At 64.1% G+C, this 18,939-nt stretch carries 18 protein-coding genes; 1 reads left to right on the forward strand and 17 read right to left on the reverse strand.

Going from position 1 to position 18,939, the window contains the following annotated elements:
• Positions 1 to 34: 34 nt before the first annotated feature.
• The 10 genes from NZM16_RS12895 to NZM16_RS12940 form a co-directional block, all read right to left on the reverse strand.
• Complete coding sequence (locus NZM16_RS12895) at positions 35 to 823, reverse strand: thiamine pyrophosphate-dependent enzyme (RefSeq protein WP_295450596.1); 789 nt, start codon at positions 821 to 823, stop codon at positions 35 to 37.
• Between the two features lie 149 nt (positions 824 to 972).
• Positions 973 to 2,082 (reverse strand): 3-methyl-2-oxobutanoate dehydrogenase subunit VorB, encoded by a 1,110-nt coding sequence (locus NZM16_RS12900; RefSeq protein ID WP_295480749.1) that lies wholly within the window; start codon positions 2,080 to 2,082, stop codon positions 973 to 975.
• Between the two features lie 10 nt (positions 2,083 to 2,092).
• Complete coding sequence (locus NZM16_RS12905; protein WP_295450590.1) at positions 2,093 to 2,347, reverse strand: ferredoxin family protein; 255 nt, start codon at positions 2,345 to 2,347, stop codon at positions 2,093 to 2,095.
• 509 nt (positions 2,348 to 2,856) lie between these two features.
• Positions 2,857 to 4,500: a glycosyltransferase family 39 protein gene (locus NZM16_RS12910; RefSeq protein WP_295480751.1), complete on the reverse strand. Its 1,644-nt coding sequence runs from the start codon at positions 4,498 to 4,500 to the stop codon at positions 2,857 to 2,859.
• 2 nt (positions 4,501 to 4,502) lie between these two features.
• Complete coding sequence (amrB, locus tag NZM16_RS12915; protein WP_295450588.1) at positions 4,503 to 5,720, reverse strand: AmmeMemoRadiSam system protein B; 1,218 nt, start codon at positions 5,718 to 5,720, stop codon at positions 4,503 to 4,505.
• Positions 5,721 to 6,019: 299 nt separating this feature from the next.
• Positions 6,020 to 6,823, reverse strand: coding sequence for an aldo/keto reductase (locus tag NZM16_RS12920; RefSeq protein ID WP_295450585.1), 804 nt, complete (start codon positions 6,821 to 6,823; stop codon positions 6,020 to 6,022).
• 169 nt (positions 6,824 to 6,992) lie between these two features.
• A complete protein-coding gene (locus tag NZM16_RS12925; RefSeq protein WP_295480753.1) occupies positions 6,993 to 8,972 on the reverse strand; it encodes a molybdopterin biosynthesis protein in 1,980 nt (659 codons plus the stop codon).
• Positions 8,973 to 9,165: 193 nt separating this feature from the next.
• A complete protein-coding gene (locus NZM16_RS12930; RefSeq protein ID WP_366946196.1) occupies positions 9,166 to 9,372 on the reverse strand; it encodes a cold shock domain-containing protein in 207 nt (68 codons plus the stop codon).
• A 358-nt stretch (positions 9,373 to 9,730) separates the two neighbouring features.
• Entirely contained in the window at positions 9,731 to 10,525 is a 795-nt protein-coding gene (locus NZM16_RS12935; protein WP_295450576.1) for an inositol monophosphatase family protein, read from the reverse strand.
• 139 nt (positions 10,526 to 10,664) lie between these two features.
• Positions 10,665 to 11,840 carry an extracellular solute-binding protein gene (locus NZM16_RS12940; RefSeq protein ID WP_295480755.1) on the reverse strand — a complete coding sequence of 392 codons (1,176 nt, stop codon included), beginning with the start codon at positions 11,838 to 11,840 and terminating at the stop codon, positions 10,665 to 10,667.
• Positions 11,841 to 12,269: 429 nt separating this feature from the next.
• Here NZM16_RS12940 and NZM16_RS12945 point away from each other — a divergent pair, with 429 nt between their 5' ends.
• A complete protein-coding gene (locus NZM16_RS12945; RefSeq protein ID WP_295450572.1) occupies positions 12,270 to 13,121 on the forward strand; it encodes a nitrilase-related carbon-nitrogen hydrolase in 852 nt (283 codons plus the stop codon).
• A 351-nt stretch (positions 13,122 to 13,472) separates the two neighbouring features.
• On the opposite strand, the gene rpsI is transcribed toward NZM16_RS12945, so the two are convergent.
• The 7 genes from rpsI to rpsK all read right to left on the reverse strand — a co-directional run bounded on the left by rpsI (position 13,473) and on the right by rpsK (position 18,359).
• On the reverse strand, positions 13,473 to 13,907 hold the full coding sequence (rpsI, locus tag NZM16_RS12950; protein ID WP_295450569.1) for a 30S ribosomal protein S9: 435 nt from the start codon (positions 13,905 to 13,907) through the stop codon (positions 13,473 to 13,475).
• A 178-nt stretch (positions 13,908 to 14,085) separates the two neighbouring features.
• On the reverse strand, positions 14,086 to 14,514 hold the full coding sequence (gene rplM / locus NZM16_RS12955; protein WP_295450566.1) for a 50S ribosomal protein L13: 429 nt from the start codon (positions 14,512 to 14,514) through the stop codon (positions 14,086 to 14,088).
• A gap of 172 nt (positions 14,515 to 14,686) precedes the next feature.
• Entirely contained in the window at positions 14,687 to 15,487 is an 801-nt protein-coding gene (gene truA / locus NZM16_RS12960; protein WP_295450563.1) for a tRNA pseudouridine(38-40) synthase TruA, read from the reverse strand.
• Positions 15,488 to 15,518: 31 nt separating this feature from the next.
• The gene (gene rplQ, locus NZM16_RS12965) at positions 15,519 to 15,893 is read right to left on the reverse strand and encodes a 50S ribosomal protein L17 (protein WP_295450560.1); all 375 of its coding nucleotides are present in this window, start codon (positions 15,891 to 15,893) and stop codon (positions 15,519 to 15,521) included.
• Between the two features lie 2 nt (positions 15,894 to 15,895).
• On the reverse strand, positions 15,896 to 16,876 hold the full coding sequence (locus NZM16_RS12970; RefSeq protein ID WP_295450557.1) for a DNA-directed RNA polymerase subunit alpha: 981 nt from the start codon (positions 16,874 to 16,876) through the stop codon (positions 15,896 to 15,898).
• Positions 16,877 to 17,118: 242 nt separating this feature from the next.
• Entirely contained in the window at positions 17,119 to 17,757 is a 639-nt protein-coding gene (rpsD, locus tag NZM16_RS12975; protein ID WP_295450555.1) for a 30S ribosomal protein S4, read from the reverse strand.
• A gap of 215 nt (positions 17,758 to 17,972) precedes the next feature.
• Positions 17,973 to 18,359: a 30S ribosomal protein S11 gene (rpsK, locus tag NZM16_RS12980; RefSeq protein WP_295450552.1), complete on the reverse strand. Its 387-nt coding sequence runs from the start codon at positions 18,357 to 18,359 to the stop codon at positions 17,973 to 17,975.
• Between the last annotated feature and the right edge of the window lie 580 nt (positions 18,360 to 18,939).

An 18,939-nucleotide genomic window follows, 5' to 3' on the forward strand; every position in this document is an offset into this window, starting at 1 on the left:
ATCCCCAGTTGATAACTGGACAAAGCACTAGACGCTACACCCGCATGCCTTTCAATTCAGAGGCCACCTTGAATTCCCCCAGCGGGAAGATCGGGATCATCATCTCCTCAATCCACTGCATGGCCTCGATCGGCGACAGCCCCCAGTTGGTGGGGCAGGTGGACAGCAGCTCCACGAAGGAAAACCCCAGCCCCCGGGCCTGGGCTTCAAAGGCCAAGCGGATCGCCTTCTTCGCCAGGCGGATGTTCTTCGGATCGTGGAGACTGCGCCGCGCCACATAGGAGGGCCCCTCCAGGGTGGCGATCAGCTCCGCCATCCGGATGGGGAAACCGCTGCGGCGCACATCCCGCCCGTCCGGCGTGGTGGTCGTCCGCTGGCCGGGGACCGTGGTAGGCGCCATCTGGCCGCCGGTCATCCCGTAGTTGGCGTTGTTGATGAAGATCACCGTGATGTTCTCCCCGCGGGCGGCCGCGTGGACGATCTCCCCCATCCCAATGGAGGCCAGGTCGCCGTCCCCCTGGTAGGTGAACACGATCCGATCGGGCAGCACCCGCTTGATGCCCGTGGCCATCGCCGGCGCCCGACCGTGGGGGGCTTCCACGAAATCCACATCGAAGTAGTTATAGGCGAAGACCGAGCATCCCACCGAGGCTACCCCGATGGTGCGCTCCCGCAGGCCCATCTCCTCCAGGACCTCAGCGATCAGGCGATGGGCCACGCCATGGGTGCACCCCGGGCAATAATGGGTATGCACCTCGATCAGGACGCGCGGGCGTTCATAGACCTTTGCGTAAGCGATCTCCGGCAGGGCCACCGTCACCATCTCCGTTGCTCCTTTTGAGAGATCCAGCCGCGATCTCAGGGCTCCTCACGGTTTCGCGCGGACAGGAGATCCTCTGCGCTGACGCTCTTCTTCTCCTCCCAGGTCCAGGGAGGCGATTTCCGCCCAGGACCCATTCCGCCGGATTTCCATCAGCTCAAGCTCATACGCTGGAACCAGGCCTCCCGCGGATCTTCCTCCAGACGCGGCGGTTGCCGGGCGATCCGGCGGATCTCCTCCAGGATCTCATCCGGAAAAGGAACCACGCCGCCCATGCGGCCGTAGAACGCCACCGGGACGCGGCGGGCGACCGCCAGCATCACATCGTCCAGCATCTGGCCTGCGTTCATCTCCACGACCAGAAAGGTCTGGGCCCGCCCGCAGAGGGCTTCGATCGCGGTATAGGGGAAGGGACTGAGGGTGATCGGCCGCAACAATCCCACCCGGATCCCCTCCGCGCGGGCGGCCCGCACGGCGGAGAGCGCCACCCGCCCGGCGATCCCGAACCCTACCACCACGATCTCCGCATCATCCAGATAGTATTCCCGGTAGCGCACCTCGTTCGCCTGGATCTGTCGCCAGCGCTCCAGCAGGCGCCGATTGGTCTTTTCCTCTTCATAGGGATTCAGATAGATCGAGGACAGCACCCGCCGGGGGCGGCCCTGCGCGCCGGTCACCGCCCAATCCGGCCGGGTCCGGGGGATCTCCCGCATCGGCGGCAGTTCCGCCGGCTCCATCATCTGCCCGATGCTCCCATCCGTCAGCACCACAGCGATCGTCCGGTATTTCTCCGCCAGATCGAAGGCCAGCACGGTGAGATCGATGGCCTCCTGAACGGTGGCCGGCGCCAGGGCGATCACCCGGTAATCCCCATGGCCGCCGCCGCGGGTGATCTGGTGGTAGTCGCCCTGGGAGGGCGCGATGTTCCCCAGCCCGGGGCCGCCGCGCATCACATCGATGACCACGCAAGGGACTTCCGTGCCCGCGATATAGGAGAGGCCTTCCATCATCAGGCTGATCCCAGGGCCGGAGGACGAGGTCATCACCCGGGCGCCGGTGCACGCCGCCCCATACACCATGTTGATGGCCGCGATCTCGCTCTCCGCCTGAACGAACGCCCGGCCCAGCTCCGGCATCCGTCGGGACAGGTATTCCAGCAGCTCCGTCTGAGGCGTGATGGGATAGCCGAAGTAAGCCTCCAGGCCGGCCCGAACGGCTGCTTCGGCCATCGCCTCGTTGCCCTTGAGCAGTTCCCGCGCCATGGCCGCCTCCTCACGCTGGGGAGAAAGCGGGCTGCGCCCGCACAGGCGCCTGCCGGTAGACCGTGATGGCTCCCTCGGGGCAAACCACCGCGCACACCTCACATCCGGTGCACCGCTCCGGGTCGATGAGCTGCGCCGGATGATATCCCTTCGGCGTCCATCGATCATGGGCCAGCCCCAGCACCTGCTGAGGACAGAAATGCACACAAAGCTCACAGCCCTTGCAGAACCGCTCATCGATCGTGATCCAGCCCTTGATGGCCATCGCGAGCCTCCCGAACAAGATGGCTCTGAGGAACATGGAGATTCATCCTCCGGGATCGGAGATCGAACGCTTTAGCAGCCTGCGGCAGCGTTCTCGTCTCCGTCGTCCAAGGATCAGAGGAAGAAAGGGAAGGCCTTGAAGAAGAGGCGTCGGCCCATCGGGGTTCGAACGAATGAGGGTTGGAATGAACTCCGGGAGGAGTTGAAGGCTTTGTTTCGGTAGCGCCCTTAAGAAGGGAAGGAAACCAGATTATCCCGCGGGGGAGGAAAGCGGCCAGTTGGGGGGATCGCCCGGCGAGGGATATAAAAGAATCCCTTCGCTCGATCGCCCGCCACCGGCCCGAAAGCCAGGGCCCCCAGAGGCAGAGGACCGAGCCCGCGGAAAGGATCGTGGTCCGAATCCTGGGCTCGTCCTTCCGTCGCGCGTGGATCATGGCATGAGAGGCACTCCCCACTCGCTTCCATTGTTAATTATAAACGAAATCCACGAAAGGTCGAATCGAAGAAATCTCAAAGTGGATTCTTTCGATCAAAATAATGATCGAAATTCGCTGATGGCGATGGGACGGCGAGGTCGTCTTTCGGAAGCTCATACCGCCGCACCTCCACCAGCTGGAATGCCCAGCGCCCGGCCAGCCGGTAGTGGGCGTCCAGCCAGCGCCGCACCAGATCCCGATCGTCCCACATCGGGGCTTCGGAGTAGATCAACCAGACGGCCCTTCGGCCATGGGTCAGAGCGGCCATCTGAGCGGCGATCTCCGCTTCCCCCAGCCGATACGTCCCTTCCGGTGTCCGGAAGTGGGTGGCCGGAGCCCATGCCCCTTCATAGGGCTGACGGAAATAGTAATCGAATACATGCTGAACATAGCCGATGTGGAAAAGGATCAACTCCCCCGGCTGATAATAGGCGGCCACCACCCGGGCCGCTGACCGGAAATCCGATTTGATGGGCATCGCGGCCTGGGCCCACAGCCCCATCACCATCGGGGCCAGAACAGGCGCCAGCGCCAGCGCCCGCCCGAGGCGACCCGGGATGCGCGCCCAGCCGGCCGCTGCCAGGGCGAACCCGGCCGGCATCGAAGCGATCAGATAGCGCTCCACGAAAAGCGGGCGGCAAAGCGAAAGCAGGGAGAGAAACGCCCACGGGCTCAGCGCCCACAGGGCCAGCGCTCCGCGCGCCCGCCGGGAGGCCCGGCCGGCCAGGATCCCCAGCGCCATCCATCCGCTCAGAGGGAGAAACCCCCAATCCGGGAACCCACCCCACACCCCGACCGCCGCCCCCCAGGCCAGCATCCCCAGCCCCTCCAACGGAGCCACCCGCGGAAAGCCGGTTTCCCCGCACACCGGACGGACCCCTCCGTCCCATTGAAGCACCTGACCGATCTGCCAGCGTAATAGGGGGAGGTCTGCCATCAGCAACAGCAGTCCCCCTACCGCCATCCCGGCCAGCGCTTTCCATGGCCACCCTCTCCGGATCAGGGCCAGGGCCAGGAAGGCGGGGAGGAACAGGGCGAAGAGGACATGGCTGTAAAGCCCCAGAAGCAGCCAGAGGAAGGCCTCCAGCCACCCCAGTGGATCCCGGCGGGCGGCTTCCTGGGCGCCCCAGGCGGCCAGGAAAAGAAAAACCAGGAGGGCATACATTTTCGCCTCCTGGCCATACCAGACCAGGAAGGGCGCGATGGCAAAGAACCACGCCGTCAGGCGCGCGGCGGCGGGCGGCAGATATCGCCGGAAGAGGGCGAACCCCAGGGCCACGGATAGGACCCCGAACCAGAGGGATGGGAATCGGAGGGCGAACTCGGAATCGCCTGCGAAGCGAACCCACTGGAAGAGCCCGATGAAATAGAGCGGCCCGTTAAAGCCCGGGCGGGTGAGCAGCGCGGCCAGCCGTTCCCATCCCGCCGCCCCGCCCCGCTGGAAGGCCTCCGCGATCTCCGTCGAGAGGTCCCGTCCGAAGCGCAGGGCGTCCACCTCATCCCGCCAGAGGGGCTGGGCGGTGAGGGAGCCGGCCCGGAGCGCGAAGGCGAGGAGAAGCAGCAGCAACAGGCGCGGATCCGGGCGCCGGCGGGACGGCCGGAGGAGGGCCCGGAGCATCCGTCCGACGCCGAAGCTCGCCCCCCATCCGGCCAAGAAGGGGAAGAGGAGGCTCTCCACCCTCATCGCCACACAAGGCCACAGATGGAGACCACTGAGGTGCCCTGCTCATCCGCTGGACAGAGATCGTAGTCGACTTTCTCCCCAGCGGTCGGCTCCAGGGCGCGCAGGGCGAGGTAGATGGGGGAGACCCCGCACACGTTGTTGCGGTCCTGGGTCCGCCGGATCTCCTCAAAGAAGCCGGCGGCGTCCCCGGCGGCCATACGGTCGATCAGCGCCTCATCGTCCGCCTTCAGACGGGCCCGCCCGGGCAGGTCCAGGGGGCGGCCCCCGAAGGCCGGGCCGACGTGAGCCAGATCCCCGGCGGCGATGATCACCGCCCGGCGTCCAGCGATAGCGGTTCGCAGGGCTTCAATGAAGCGGGCAATCGCGGGGTCGGACATCGGATCCCGGTCCTCCTGGATGAAGGACGTGAAGGGACCGCAGAGGACCGGCACCAATTCGATGGCTTTCCCTTCGCGGGTCGCGTGCAGCCACACCGCGGCCAGCTCGATGGAGTGCTCCCCCCGATGTCGGAGCTCGCCGGCGAAGGCCGCTTCCTCCCCCAGCGCTTCCGCCAGGGCGTTCACGATCGGCAACGCGGTGGGCAACACGCCGAAGGGTGTGGCGTAGTGCTGACGGGTCAGGGTGAGCGATCGATCCTCGCCGTAATGATCCGTCCCCAGGATGACCGCCAGATCCGCCTCCCGGACGAACGCGGCGGCCCGTCGCCAGACCCGGGCATAGACCCGGCCGCCCCGCGCGTAATCGATATGAGGGCTCACCAATCCTCGCCCGTCCTCTTCCGGATCTTCCCCGACGGCTTCCTCCTCGAACCGACGGAACAGCTGGCGCAGGGCCGTGGGGTCCTCCGGATAGACCTCTTCCGCCAGCATCGGAGGGCGGAAGGGAGCCCGGCGATAGATCTCCAGCGCCCGGGCCTGGGCCTTCCGGAACCGCTCGTTCTCCAGCAAATACAATTCATCCAGGGTGGCGATCAACGAGCGGAGCGCCTCCTCCTCCACCCGGACGCCATAACGCACCATCAGGGCTGCGCGGATGGCCCGCAGATCCCGCGTGCCATCGCACAAGGCCAGGGCCGGCGCCAGCGTTTGCGGGATCATCACCATCCGCTCCGAGAGCCGAAGCGGATCCCGGATGACCACATACCGGCGCCCGTTGCGAACGATGGGGCGGAGATCCACCGGACGAAGCCGGGGATAGGGCGTCGGATCATCCATCCTGATCCTCCCTCCTGGGAATTTTGGGAACCGATAGGGGCACCCTCATCTATCTGGCCCAGGGCCTACAGCTTCGACACCTTGGGGGAGGTTTGAGGGCAGGCAGGACCACCCCCCCCAACCTCCAATTCCCCTCTCCCTGCATCCCTTCGGGCGGTTGAACGCAATCTCCAGACCCCGTTCTCCACCATTCGTGCATTCGTGCCATCCCCTTCTTCCTTTTCCTTACCGCGTTCATGACCAACCCCGTTCTCCACCATTCGTGTATTCGTGCCCCCATTCGTGGACGGCCCCCGCCCTCACGGAGCGAAATTCGCCTCCATCCAGGCGACATCCTCAGGATCGAGCGTGAAATCCAGCGCGGCAACGTTCTCCCGCAGATGCTCCACCCGCTCGGTCTTGAAGATCAGGATCACGTCCCGCTGCCGGGCCAGGAAGTTCAGGACGATCGAATAGGGGCTCCGTCCGTATCGGGCGGCGATCCGCTCCACCCCTCGCCAGCGGGGGCTGCGCCGGGGGATCCGGCCCTCCCAGAACGGCGAGTAGCCGGAAACTGTGATGCCGGCCTCCCGGCAGTAAGGCAGGAGATCCCGTTCGATCCGGCGGTTCGTCAGATTGTATTCCACCTGATCGTTCACCAGCGCATCGGGCTGAAACAGCTCCTGGGCCCGGCGGAGCTCGCGGACGCCGAAGTTGCTCACCCCGGCGAATCGCACTTTCCCCTGCTCCATCAGCGTTCGGAACGCCCGCAGCGTCTCTTCCAACGGGGTGTCCCGTTCCAGCCAGTGCAGCAGATAGAGGTCGATGAAATCGGTTCCCAGCCTTCGGAGGCTGGCCTCGCAGGCGGCCAGCGTTCCGGCATATGTGGCGTGCTGGGGCGCCACCTTGGTGGTCAGGAAGACACGATCCCGGATCCCGCGGATCGCTTCCCCCACGATCTCCTCCGCCCCTGGATAGATCTCCGCGGTGTCGATGTGGAAAACCCCCAGATCCACCGCGGCCCGGATGGTCTCCCGCATCGCCGCCGGATCGCGGATGTTCCAGGTCCCCAGAGCCAGATTCGGCAACCGGACGCCCGTTCGTCCCAGCTCAACAGTCCACATCGGACAACCCCGTTCCGGAAATCGCGATGCCGGGACAGAGACCGCTCGGGCGGCCTCTGACCATCGGCGGGACGAAAGAGCAGACATCAGACAGCCCCGCCCCTGGGCGTTCGTTGAGGGCTCCCCCTTCGGGCTCGGGGCCCACGCGTTCTTCAAAGCCGGACATCCGTCAGGCGAACCGGGTGACTTCCCGCCCCATCTCCCGGACGTCGTAGCCGGGCAGGGCGGCCACCGCCGCCCGGAAGCGGGCGTCCTGCAGAAGCTCCCGCACCGGCTGGAACGTGGGATCCTCGTAGAAGGCCAGCGGGATCACCAGATCGTAACGCTCGAACGTCATGGGGATGAAGTCCAGCCCCATCGCCGCGGCCGCCGCGCGGATCCCCAGGCCGACATCCGCCCGGCCGCTGGCCACCGCCGCCGCCACAGCCAGATGGGTCAGCTCGTCCCGATCATAGCCCGAAATGGACCCCGGGGCGATGCCCAGACGTTGGAGGTGATAATCCAGGAGGATCCGGGTCCCCGCTCCCCGCTGGCGGTTCACGAACCGCACATCCGGCCGCGTCAGATCGTGCAGATCCTGGATCCCCTTGGGATTGCCCCGGGCCACGATCAGGCCCTGCTCTCGATGAGCCAGGGTGACTACCACTACGGACATCCCCGCCAGATACCGCTGAATGTAAGGCAGATTGTATTCGCCGCTCTCCGGATCCAGCAGGTGGGAGCCAGCGAGATGACATTCCCCTCGCCGGAGGGCGATCAGTCCCCCCAGGCTGCCGGCGTTCGCGCTCTGGAGCCTTCGGCCCGGATAGCGTTCGGCCAGGAACTGCGCCATCAGGTCCAGCGCCATGTCATGGCTGCCGATCGCCAGAAGGGTACCCTCGATCTCCTCGGGGCGAGTGTAGAGCTCGATGGAAACCACCTGACCCTGATCGTATCCTTCCACGAACCGCGGGATCCGCAGGATCCCATCCGCCCGCACCAGCGAGGAAAGGACGCCAGCTCCCCGGGAGAGGGGCGCCGCCACATAACGTTCGCCCACCCGGCCCACCGTCACCCGCACCCATTCCTCGTCGCCCAGGGGGGAAAGCAGCTTGCGGGTGAGCACCGCGGAAAGGCGGGGGCGTCGGTGCGGCGGGCGGCCCAGCCAGCGGGCGAGCAAAGGCTCCACAAAGATCTCCCCGGTGAGGGCCGCGGAGACCGGGAACCCGGGAACGCCGATGGCCGGGACGGAACGCCCGTCCACCTGGAGCATCCCTAAGATCACCGGATGGCCGGGGCGCACAGCCACCCCGTGGACCAGCAGGGTCCCCAATGTGGCGACCACCCGCGCGGTGAAATCCTCGCGGCCCGCGGAGGAGCCCGCGTTGATCAGGACCAGATCGTGGGCGCGAGCCGCTTCCCGAGTAGCTTCGAGCAGGCGCTCGAAGTCGTCGGGGAGGATCGGGAAGCGCGTGGGCAGCCCGCCCCACTCGCGGATCTGGGCGGCCAGCACCAGGGAGTTGAATTCGATGATCTCGCCGGGCCGCACGCCGCGCGCCGCGGCCTGTTCCGGGGGAATCAACTCCGTTCCGGTGGGCAGAATGGCCACCCGGGGCGGGCGGCGCACGCAGACCTCCGCATAACCGCACGCGGCGATCACCCCCAGATCCACCGGCCGCAGGCGGTGGTTGGCGGGCAGCACCAGCTCCGCCGCGGCGATGTCCTCGGCGACCGGACGAACGTTCGCCCAGGGGGCGACCGGTTGATACAGGGTGATCCGGGTGGCCTGCTCAGGGGACTCCGCGTCGAACTGCACCTGCTCCACGGGGACCACTGCGTCCGCCCAGGGAGGGAGGGGATCCCCGGTATCCACATAACAGGCCCCTTCCCCCCCATCGGCGGGACAGACGGGGAGCACACGGGGCTGGGTTTCGGTGGCACCGATAGTATCCTGCGCGCGGAGGGCGAAACCGTCCATCGCGGCGGCCGGATAAGGAGGAACGGACAGTCGCGCCCAGATCGGCTCCGCTGTGATCCGCCCCAGCGCCTGATCCAGCGGCACGCGCTCCCCCGGGAAAGGCCCATCCAGGCCGGCCTCCGCCAGGGCTCGGAGGAAGCGCGCCCATGCCTCCTCCAGGGGGATATCCTCCAGATAGATCCGACGGCCCATTGGGGAACTCCCCACGAAGGAATCCTAACTATGAGGTATTTTATCCGCGAACGCAACCGGCCACTTCTCCCCGCAGTCCGCGCCTCGCGAAAACGTCGGGATCGAGAACGTTCCGATGATGTGACAGCGCTTCATCAAAAAACAAAGGCCCTGCCTCTGGCAGGGCCTTTGTTCGGGTTGACGGATCGTCGGTTCAGGCGGACACGCGGGTCACGTCGTAGGCCTGTGGCCCCTTCGCCGTCTGCCGGACGCTGAATTCCACCCGGTCCCCTTCCTCCAGGTTCCGGAAGCCATCCCCCGCGATCCCGGAGTAGTGGACGAAGATGTCCTTCTCCCCGTGATCGGGCCGGATGAACCCGTAGCCCTTGGTGCGGTTGAACCAGCGAACGGTCCCCTTCATGCGTGCTTCAGACATCGGACGAACTCCTTAAAAAATTTTAGGGTGAAGCCTGAGCGCGGGCTTCGGTTTAGAGCGAAGGGGTCTGGCGATGGATCGGAGGACGGCCTGAGGCCGATTCCAGATCAACAAAAAACCGCCGGGTCGTCTCAGGGGACCCGGCGGTCTGGCCTTCGACTTCCCTTCACGTGTGTGCTCATCACACAAAGTAAATATACCAGAGTTATGGAGGTTTGTCAAATTTGCCGAGAGCCCTGGAAAGGAGTGGGTGTATCCCCAGCTTGCTGGGATGGGCCTTCCGCAGAGCCCTTCGCTCCTCGGAGGAGGGCGTGCCTCCGCTTCGTCGGGGCGAAACGGGGCTTCACCTCCCCATGGCGGCCCAGACCGCGCGCTCCAGGCGTCCGTTGCTCACCACCGCGGCGGAGCTCTGGAAGGACCACGGCGCGCCGTCCGGTTGATAAAGAGCCCCGCCCGCCTCACGGACGATCACCGCTGCGGCGGCCACATCCCAGGGTTGCAATGCGAAGTGAAAATAGAGATCCAGCCATCCCGCCGCCACATACGCCATCCCTAGGGCAGCGGATCCGATCGACCGCACTGTCTGGCATCGCACCGCCAGCCGGCTCAACCATCCCAGGATTTGCTCCCGGGTCTCGTTACGGTGTCCCCAGTCCAGCCCAATCAGCGCCTGCTCCAGCCGCTCCGTCTCGCTCGCGCGAATGGGCTTGCCGTTCAGAAAAGCGCCGCGGCCGCGCGCTGCCGTGAAGAGCATATCCTTCAACGGATCGTAGATCGCTCCGACCACGGGTTCGCCGTCCACCAGCAGACCGACCGAGACCGAAAAGCAGGGGAAACGTCGGGCGAAGTTCGTGGTCCCATCCAGGGGATCTACCACCCAGACGATTCCCTGTTCCACCTCGGCTACACTCCGCCCCTCCTCTTCTGCCAGGATCCGATGCTCCGGGCTATGACGCCGGATGACCGCCAGGATCGCTTCCTGGGCCGCCAGATCCGCAGAGGTCACCCAATCCCGGAACCCCTTCTCTTGCACCTGGCGGGACATCGGCCAGTGGGTGCGAAGGACCGCTCCACCGGCAAGGGCGGCTTCGATGGCGGTGAGCAGCCAGACCTCCAGATGAGCCCCAGAGGAACCCATGGTTCTTCCTCCTCACAGGCGCTTTCGGGTCGATCGGTCACTCCGGCCAGCAGGGATGCTCCTTCTCTGGAGATTTCCTCGCAGGGCATGGGCTGCCAAAGGCAGCCTACACCCCCTGAAAGGGTGGAGCTCGCCGGGATCACGGGCCCTGCAATCGTTCAAGGATCACCGAAACATCCGCCCCGCCCCCCAGCAAATCCAGCGCCTCTCCCATGCGACGTAGGCGGCTCGGATCCGGCGAGGTCTCCTCGAAATATCCCTGAAGCGCCCAGCTCAGCACCATACTCCGACGGTCCTCCCCACCTGAGAGCGAGCGCAGGCGCATCGCCGCCGTTCGACGGATAGGGAGCGATTGAGCATCCTGCGCCCAGCGCATTTGAGCTTCGATCCCTACGGCCCAGCGCAGAAAGGACCAGGCCGCGGTTTGCTGACCCGGATCTCGGGCCGTGATCGCCAGATCTTCACCCCATCCAGGCAGGATCGGCCCCACTTGCCCGGATGGGGCTGGCAGGGGAGCGAGGGCCAGCCGGAATTTCAACCGCCCCGCTTCGGTCTCCCGTTCCAAGACGGGAAGCCAGCGGGTAGGACCGAAAAGGATCACTGTCTCCCCCTCCAGAAAAGCCCGTAGCGCGGCCCGGGATTCCATCAGGCGACCGCATCCCGTCCGCAGCATGAAGGCCATATCCTCCACCCATTCCCCCCATTCAGCGGTGGAACGTCGAGCCAGCCAGCCCTGGAGCACACGCCCATCCCGCGGGGCGATCCAGCCCGCTGTATCCGGCCGTCCATCTCCATTCAGATCCAGCGCTCCCCGCATACACACCTGGCGGATCCCCTCCCAATCCGTCGGAGGCCGCTCAAAGCCGGATTCCAGCAATCGATCCTCATCCGCATAGATGATGAGCCCATCCCGCAAGAACGGAAGGGAACCCGGCGTGATCGGGGCCAGCAGATCCTCGCGTTCCTCCGCCGATAGCCCCTGCTGGGGATCCTCCAGCCAGCGCCGAAGCGGGATCAGCCGCCCCGTCTCCCACAACTCGGACACGGCCTCCACGGGGATCAGAACCAGGTCCGGCCCTCGCTCCGATGGTTGCTGTAGCCGGTTGAGCAGTTCCCGGGATCCGGGGAACGCCTCAATATAAATGGCGATGTCGGGATGCTCCGCCATATAGGCCTCGGTCAGCCGGGCGAGGGCGATCCCTCGCTCAGGATCCAGAGCGTGCCAGAGGACGATCAGCCTCGGGGGATTCGCCACCGACGTGCAGGCAACCATCCCGAGAAGCAGGATCCATGTCCATCGCGGTCGAAATCGCATCGCCTGGGTCCTCCTTCCCGCTTTCGGATAAGAACGAGCCTCGCCGATCCTTGTCAAGGAGATGAATCGCCATTCGGAGGCGGGCGCGATCGTCCCAGGTAAGCCCGGCCCGCCCCATCCCCCCATTTCAGCAAGTCACCGATCCCCCCTCTGGCGGCTGATGTCCCTTCCAGGTTATTATTTCACAAAACCCGTAACACAACGTGCGGCCCGTCCCATCAGGGCTTTGCCACACGGGGGAAAGAACCGATATTTTCCTTTGCTTCTCGGAGAGGCAAAAACGGGGCTTGGAGCGAATTCATGGATCCCCTCATTCGGGGGCTTTGGGGGCAATCGGCCCTCCTTTTCTGGATCGCCAGACTCCCAACGCATAACCGGATGCAGCCATAGCCAGTTCATCCAGAGTTCAGCAACCGGGGAGGTTCCTGAATGAAGACGCTGAAAATCGGCCTGGCCCAGATCTATCCGCTGCTGGGCGATCTGGAAGCCAATCTCCACAAACATCTGGAGATCATTGAGGAGGCAGTGGCGCGAGGTGCGGATCTGATCGTGTTCCCTGAGCTTTCCCTCACCGGGTATGTGCTCCAGGACCTGACCTATGAGGTGGCCATCCGTCCCGGACCAGACCATCCCATTCTCCAGCCCTTATTGCAGGCGAGCCTGCGGGCCGATCTCGTCGTCGGGTTTGTGGAAATGGATGAGCGGGGGCGTTATTACACAGCGGGCGCTTATCTATCCGAGGGACGCCTGATCCACTGTCATCGCAAGGTGTATCTCCCCACCTATGGGATGTTCGACGAAGGCCGGGATATGGCTCCAGGGGATCAGGTTCGGGCTTTCAACACCCGCTTCGGGCGCTTCGGATTATTGATCTGCGAGGACTTCTGGCATATCAGCCCGCCTTACCTCCTGTGGCTGGATGGAGCGGAGGTGCTGATTTTCACCTCCGCAAGCCCCGGACGAGGACTGGGGATCCCGGGGAAGTTAGGAAGCGCGCAGTGGGTTGAGTTGGTGAACCAGGCTTACGCAAGCCTCTTTACCGTCTTCGTTATCCATGTGAACCGCGCCGGATTTGAGGACGGGCAGAATTTCTGGGGAGGATCTACCATCTTCGATCCGAACGGGGATCTCGTGGCCCAGGGACCTTATTTCGACGAAGCGCTGATCCTTGCCTCGATCGATCTGGATCAAATCCGGCGGACCCGGATCCGTTTGCCGCTTTTGCGAGACGAGCGACCGAACCTGGTCCTTCGCGAGCTCCAGCGGATCCTGAATACTTAGGGGCGGGGGCCATCTCCTCCCTAAATCCCCGGGCAGACGGATCCTCCAGCCTGTCCACCTGCCCTCCGAGGACCCGCGGACATGAGCCCCCACGTCCGGGTTGGGCCGGATGCCTTCCTCGCCCAGCCCAGCCCGGGAAGAGGTTCTTACGCCATGGGCAACCTCAGGCGTCGAATCCAATCCAAGCGCTTTCGGGAAGGAAGCAGGCCAGGCTCCTCCCCCCAGGTCCCTTAGGGCTCTGGGGAGGAAGCGCCGCTTTCAGCGGCGCCCCAGCCCCAAAACCCACGGGAGAGTCCAGAAGTTGCCCATGGCGCGTGTTCTTCTCCCATCCCGCAGCTGGGGATGTCGCCTTCAGCGCTTGGGCGACTGCGGGGCCTTGCGGGCGCCTCGAAGGCCGGGCTTCTTGCGCTCCTTCTCACGCGGATCGCGAGTCAGCATGCCATGCTGTTTGAGCAGGGAGCGCAAGCCGGGATCCACCAGAAGCAGCGCGCGGGCCAGCCCCAGGCGGATCGCGCCGGCCTGACCCGTGAGGCCGCCCCCTTCCACCTTCACCGTGACATCCAGCTTCCCCTCCAGACCGGTCAGGCGGAGCGGCTCAAACAGATGGTGAAGATCCTGCTCGCGGGCGAAGTAGTCCTGCACCGGCTTATTATTCACAACGAAAACCCCGCTTCCACCCGTGTATAGCCGGACACGGGCAACGGCCCGCTTGCGTCGACCCACACCCTCTACATAGGGACGGCCTTTAAAAGCCTCAAAGGTGATCCCTTCCACAACAGCCGCCATACGTGCTCCTTTCTCTCCAGATTGCAAGCTGGGTGCTTCGATCCGTTACGAATCGGAGATTTTAGGGGACGGAAGCCCATCCAGAGCGGCGATGGCCCCGCCCACGAAAAACCCCCAAATCCAATTCAGGAAAATGGGATCCAGTGTGTCGCAAGGGCAAAACCCGCACCGGAGGCACCTACATGGGGAGCGGTTTGGGCTGCTGCGCTTGATGCGGATGCTCCGGCCCGGCATAGACCTTCAGTTTCTTCAGCATACGCCGCCCCAGGCGGTTTTTCGGCAACATTCCCCAAACGGCCTTCTGGATCACCCGCTCGGGGTATGTCTGCAACATCCGGCGCAGCGGGATCTCCCTCAATCCACCCGGGTATCCGCTATGACGGTAGTAAATCTTCTGCTCCAGATGGCGAGGATGAACGGCCACCTTGGCGGCGTTGATCACAATCACATAGTCCCCGCAATCCTGCGAGGGATCAAAGTATGGCTTATGCTTGCCACGAAGGATCTGGGCGATCCGGCTGGCCAGCCGACCCAGGTTTTGATGGGTCGCATCCACAATCCACCATTCCGCCTGGACATCGGCCGGCTTGGTGACGTAGGTCTTCACGGCGCTCTCCCTCCTGCGTATGATCGGAGTTTCGGAACCGGACCAGGGACCTTCGGTCCCCGACCCCCAAAGCCCTCGAAGGTTGAGACGGCATTAGAAGACGAACAGGACCTCTCATCTCCGGATTCCCCATGCAGGCCTCTGGGCCACAGGGGAGAAAGCATGATCGACCCTATCTGTCTTTCAGCACTCGAAGACTATCGCTCAGGAACTGAGGAGGCGATGGGATAGAGATGCGATCATAGCGCGCCCCCACGAAATACAGGCCATACGGGGGGGCAGGCGCATGGGCCGGATAGGCCTCCGGGCGCCCCAGGTAAGCGGCCACGACCTCTGGAGGTTGTTCCCCCCGGCCGATGGCGACCAGCATCGCCGCCATGATGCGGACCATATGATAAAGAAACGCATCGGCCTCGATCTCAAACGCCACCCATTCCCCATCGGCTGTGATGGCCGTCCTTCGGACCTCCCGCACCGTGTTGTGTCCTTTGGGCGGACGGCCAAATGCCCCGAAGTCATGGCGCCCAACCCACAGGGCGGCCGCCCGACGCATCGCCTCGACATCGAGGGGCCGCGGCACATGCCACGCCAGCCGGCGTCCGAACGGATCCCGCCAGGGCCCGTTGTAAATCAGATAACGATAGACGCGGGCCTGGGCCTCCCGGCGCGGATGGAAATCCGGCGGCGCCTCCCCCAGAGCCCAGACCGCAATGTCCAGCGGCAGGAGAGCGTTCAGGGCCCGTTGGAGATCCTCCAGGGAATGCCGCCACGAGCTATCAAAAGCGATCACCTGGCCTAACGCATGAACCCCCGCATCAGTGCGGCCGGCCCCACGGACTCGAACCGGGGCTCCTGTCAGACGATGGAGGGCCGTTTCCAGGACGCCCTGGATGGTTGGTTCATGAGAAGGAGCCAAGCGCTGGAACCCGCGATATGCTGTGCCTTCATATGCGATGGCCGCCCAGATTCGCATTCCGGGGTCACGCCACAGGAGGCTCTTCGGGTTATTCCTGGACCAACTCCAGACGCGCCATCGGCGCCGCGTCCCCCCGACGGAATCCGAGCTTATAAATCCGGGTGTAGCCCCCGTTCCGCTCTTTGTAGCGCGGGGCGATCTCATCGAAAAGCTTTTTGACCACTTCACGGCCATAAAGGCGAGCAGCCGCCAGCCGCCGTGCGGCCACCTGCTTGGAAGGATCCTCCAGCGCCTGCTTGGCCAGAGTGATCAATTTCTCCGCATAGGCTTGGACGAACTCCGCCTTGGCCTCGGTGGTTTCAATCGCCCCATGCAGAAAGAGCTGGGTGGCCAGATTCCGAGCCAGAGCTTCCCGATGGTCCTTATCTCGACTCAATGTCTTCCCAGCGACTCGATGGCGCATGGTCAAGCCTCCTCCGTCTCCTCCGCTGGCTGCGGCAGATCCTCGGGTTTCAGGAAGCCCCTCTCGATCAGACGCTCCTTCAATTCCTCAAGGGACTTGGCCCCAAAATTGCGAACGGAGAGCAACGCCTCCTCTCCCCGATAGAATAACTCCAGGACCTGCCCCACGGTGGTGATGCCGGCCCGTCGGAGCGGATTGATCACCCGCGCGCTCAACTCCAGGCTCTCCAGGGATGTTTCGTAAGCCTGAGGTGGGATCATCTCCCGCACCGGCAGTGGTGGGACCTCGACCTCCTCAGGCCCCACAAATTCGGAGATCAGAGAGAAATGCTGCAGCAACAAACGGGCCGCTTCGATCAATGCGTCTTTCGGACCCATCGTTCCATCCGTCCAGATCTCCATCACCAGCCGGTCATACGTGGTTCGCTGTCCCACGCGGGCCCGGTCGATCTCAAAGGTGCAGCGCCGGACCGGACTGAAGATCGCATCCACTGGGATCTCCCCGATGGGCAGCCGGCCCCGTTCTTCGGCTGGCGAATATCCTCGCCCACGCTCCACCGTCATCTCGATCTCCAGGCGGGTCCGGTCATCATCCACGGTGAACAGATAGAGATCCGGGTTTACGATCTCCACTTCGGGCGGGCACTGGATATCCGCCGCCGTGACCACGCCCTCACCGGCCACCTCCAGTCGCAGGCGAGCCGGGCCATCCCCGTAAAGCTTCATCCGAAGCTGCTTGATGTTCAGGATGATCTGGATCACATCCTCCCGGACACCTGGAATCGTTGAATATTCATGGGGGACATCCGTGATCCGGATGCTGGTCACCGCAGCGCCCGGCAAGGAGCTCAACAGCACCCGCCGGAGGGCGTTCCCGATGGTCACCCCATAGCCTGGCTCCAGGGGACTGATGACAAAACGCCCATAGGATTGCGTCAGGATTTCCGCTTCTACCTTCGGCAGAACCAGCGTTACACCAGCCACAAAAACCTCCTTTTCCGATCGAGCTGGTCCCCACAGGATTCCTACCTTTGCATGACTTGGCACTCCCCTCCCCATAGCCGTTTAGATCGTGGGAAAGGGGATCAAGCATTCTGGAGACAGCGCCGAAGGCACCCGGCTCCGCCCCAAAAACCTTAGAAGGAGACGAACTGCATAACCCCTATGGGGGTGGGAATGCTGCCGGGAGCAGCGTCCCCGCCCCACAACCTCCAGCCGTGATTGGATCAGCGCGAGTAGAACTCCACGATGAGATGCTCCTGCACCCGCGTATCGATCTCCTCCCGAACTGGAAGGCGCAGCACCTGGCCGGATAGATCCTGGGGGGTCAGCTGCAGCCAGGGCGGCGGGCGATGCCCCTCCAGGCGTTCCACGATGTTCTTGAAATACTCCTTCTCCCGGCTGCTGTCTCGCACCCGGATGACATCGCCCGGCTTCACCTGATAGGAAGGGATATCGATTTTGCGGCCGTTGACCTCGAAATGGCCATGGCGCACCAGCTGCCGCGCCTGGGCTCGCGAACCGGCGAACCCCAGACGATAGACCACATTGTCCAGGCGGCGCTCCAGCAGGATCAACAACAGAGCGCCCGTCATCCCACGGGCACGCAACGCGATTTCAAAGTAGCGCCGGAACTGGCGCTCCAGCACCCCATAGATCCGCCGCAACTTCTGCTTCTCTCGCAGCTGAAGCCCGTAATCCGAAGGCCGGCTTCGGCGGAATTGCAACTCCCGGCCATGCTGGCCGGGGGGATAATTTCGCCGTTCAATCGCGCACTTCGGGGTAAAACAACGTTCCCCCTTCAGATAAAGCTTCTCGCCCTCTCGACGACATAACCGACAGACCGGTCCAATGTAACGCGCCATTCGCTCCTCCCGAACAGAAGCTCACTCCCACGAATTTCAGGACAGTGCTCTAAGGACCCCAAAATGACAGCTCCCCAAGGTTTTCCATGGGGGGCGAAGAGCCTATCCGAAAAACGAATCGCTCTGCGGCGGGAAGGGGCCTAATGGGGGAGGCTGAACTCCGCCCCCCTTTCTCCCTCCTCTGACCGCCCGAAGGGGGACGGCCTGGGATCGACCTACACCCGCCGCTTGGAAGGCGGCTTGCATCCGTTATGAGGGATCGGGGTGACATCGGTGATCGACCGGATCTTGAGCCCCATGGCATGGAGCGCGCGCAGCGCTGCCTCCCGCCCGGGGCCGGGGCCGTTGATAAAGATATCGATCTCCCGAACCCCCATATCCATCGCTTTTCGAGCCGCCTGTTCGGCCGCCAAGCGCGCCGCATAGGGGGTGCTCTTCTTCGAGCCCTTATAACCAATGGTCCCCCCACTGGCCCACGTCAGGGTATCCCCATGGGGATCCGTGACGGTTACAATCGTATTATTGAACGTTGCATGGATGTAAACATGCGCTCGGGTGACGTTCTTACGACCTTTCCGACTGCCCCTCGAACCTCGCGCCATAGATGCCTCCTTCTGAAATGATCCCTTACGTCATGCGCAAATTCAGGTGGCGCGTTCAATCCAACTGTCTTTAGGAGGGAGCGAGCCAGCCCCTCTCCCCTCCCCCAGGGCCTATGAGCCTCAGGAAGATTTTTCGGGCTGAGGCACCGCCTTCGGCAGCGCTTCGGTCCAAAATCCGCAAGAGAGCGATGAGAGCGTTCTGTCCATATTTTGATCGAGGGGAAGTTTTCCCCTCCTTCCCCAGAGCCCAGAGGACCGTGAGGAGGGAGGAGATCAATCCCAAGTCCGCACGACCTCGCCGATGAGGCCCGCTCAAATCTCACGCCGGGGCAAGCCCATCTCTCGAGGACAGGCGGGGCGGCCTCGACAACCTTTCCCGTCCCACAACCCCTGGGAGACACGAGGGCCCGACGCCCCTGGGCGTCCGATCCGGGGGGGGCAGATGCCAGGGGATGGACAGGGCGTCCGGGACGCCCTGTCCATCTCCTGGCATCTGCCTCCCCGGATCGGACGCCCGGGGGCGTCGGGCCCTCGTGTCTCCCAGGGGTTGTGGGACGGGAAAGGTTGTCGAGGCCGCCCC

This window comes from Thermoflexus sp. (assembly GCF_025055495.1).
Lineage (GTDB): Bacteria > Chloroflexota > Anaerolineae > Thermoflexales > Thermoflexaceae > Thermoflexus.

Excerpts from the sequence above, each read along its gene's own strand:
- NZM16_RS12905 (WP_295450590.1), bottom strand. The coding sequence starts at position 2,347 with ATGGCCATCAAGGGCTGGATCACGATCGATGAGCGGTTCTGCAAGGGC.
- NZM16_RS12900 (WP_295480749.1), bottom strand. The coding sequence starts at position 2,082 with ATGGCGCGGGAACTGCTCAAGGGCAACGAGGCGATGGCCGAAGCAGCC.
- NZM16_RS12940 (WP_295480755.1), bottom strand. The coding sequence starts at position 11,840 with ATGCGATTTCGACCGCGATGGACATGGATCCTGCTTCTCGGGATGGTT.
- rpsK (WP_295450552.1), bottom strand. The coding sequence starts at position 18,359 with ATGGCGCGAGGTTCGAGGGGCAGTCGGAAAGGTCGTAAGAACGTCACC.
- NZM16_RS12920 (WP_295450585.1), bottom strand. The coding sequence starts at position 6,823 with ATGTGGACTGTTGAGCTGGGACGAACGGGCGTCCGGTTGCCGAATCTG.
- rplQ (WP_295450560.1), bottom strand. The coding sequence starts at position 15,893 with ATGCGCCATCGAGTCGCTGGGAAGACATTGAGTCGAGATAAGGACCAT.
- rpsD (WP_295450555.1), bottom strand. The coding sequence starts at position 17,757 with ATGGCGCGTTACATTGGACCGGTCTGTCGGTTATGTCGTCGAGAGGGC.
- amrB (WP_295450588.1), bottom strand. The coding sequence starts at position 5,720 with ATGGATGATCCGACGCCCTATCCCCGGCTTCGTCCGGTGGATCTCCGC.
- NZM16_RS12930 (WP_366946196.1), bottom strand. The coding sequence starts at position 9,372 with ATGAAGGGGACCGTTCGCTGGTTCAACCGCACCAAGGGCTACGGGTTC.
- NZM16_RS12925 (WP_295480753.1), bottom strand. The coding sequence starts at position 8,972 with ATGGGCCGTCGGATCTATCTGGAGGATATCCCCCTGGAGGAGGCATGG.
- NZM16_RS12895 (WP_295450596.1), bottom strand. The coding sequence starts at position 823 with ATGGTGACGGTGGCCCTGCCGGAGATCGCTTACGCAAAGGTCTATGAA.
- NZM16_RS12945 (WP_295450572.1), top strand. The coding sequence starts at position 12,270 with ATGAAGACGCTGAAAATCGGCCTGGCCCAGATCTATCCGCTGCTGGGC.
- truA (WP_295450563.1), bottom strand. The coding sequence starts at position 15,487 with ATGCGAATCTGGGCGGCCATCGCATATGAAGGCACAGCATATCGCGGG.
- NZM16_RS12935 (WP_295450576.1), bottom strand. The coding sequence starts at position 10,525 with ATGGGTTCCTCTGGGGCTCATCTGGAGGTCTGGCTGCTCACCGCCATC.
- rpsI (WP_295450569.1), bottom strand. The coding sequence starts at position 13,907 with ATGGCGGCTGTTGTGGAAGGGATCACCTTTGAGGCTTTTAAAGGCCGT.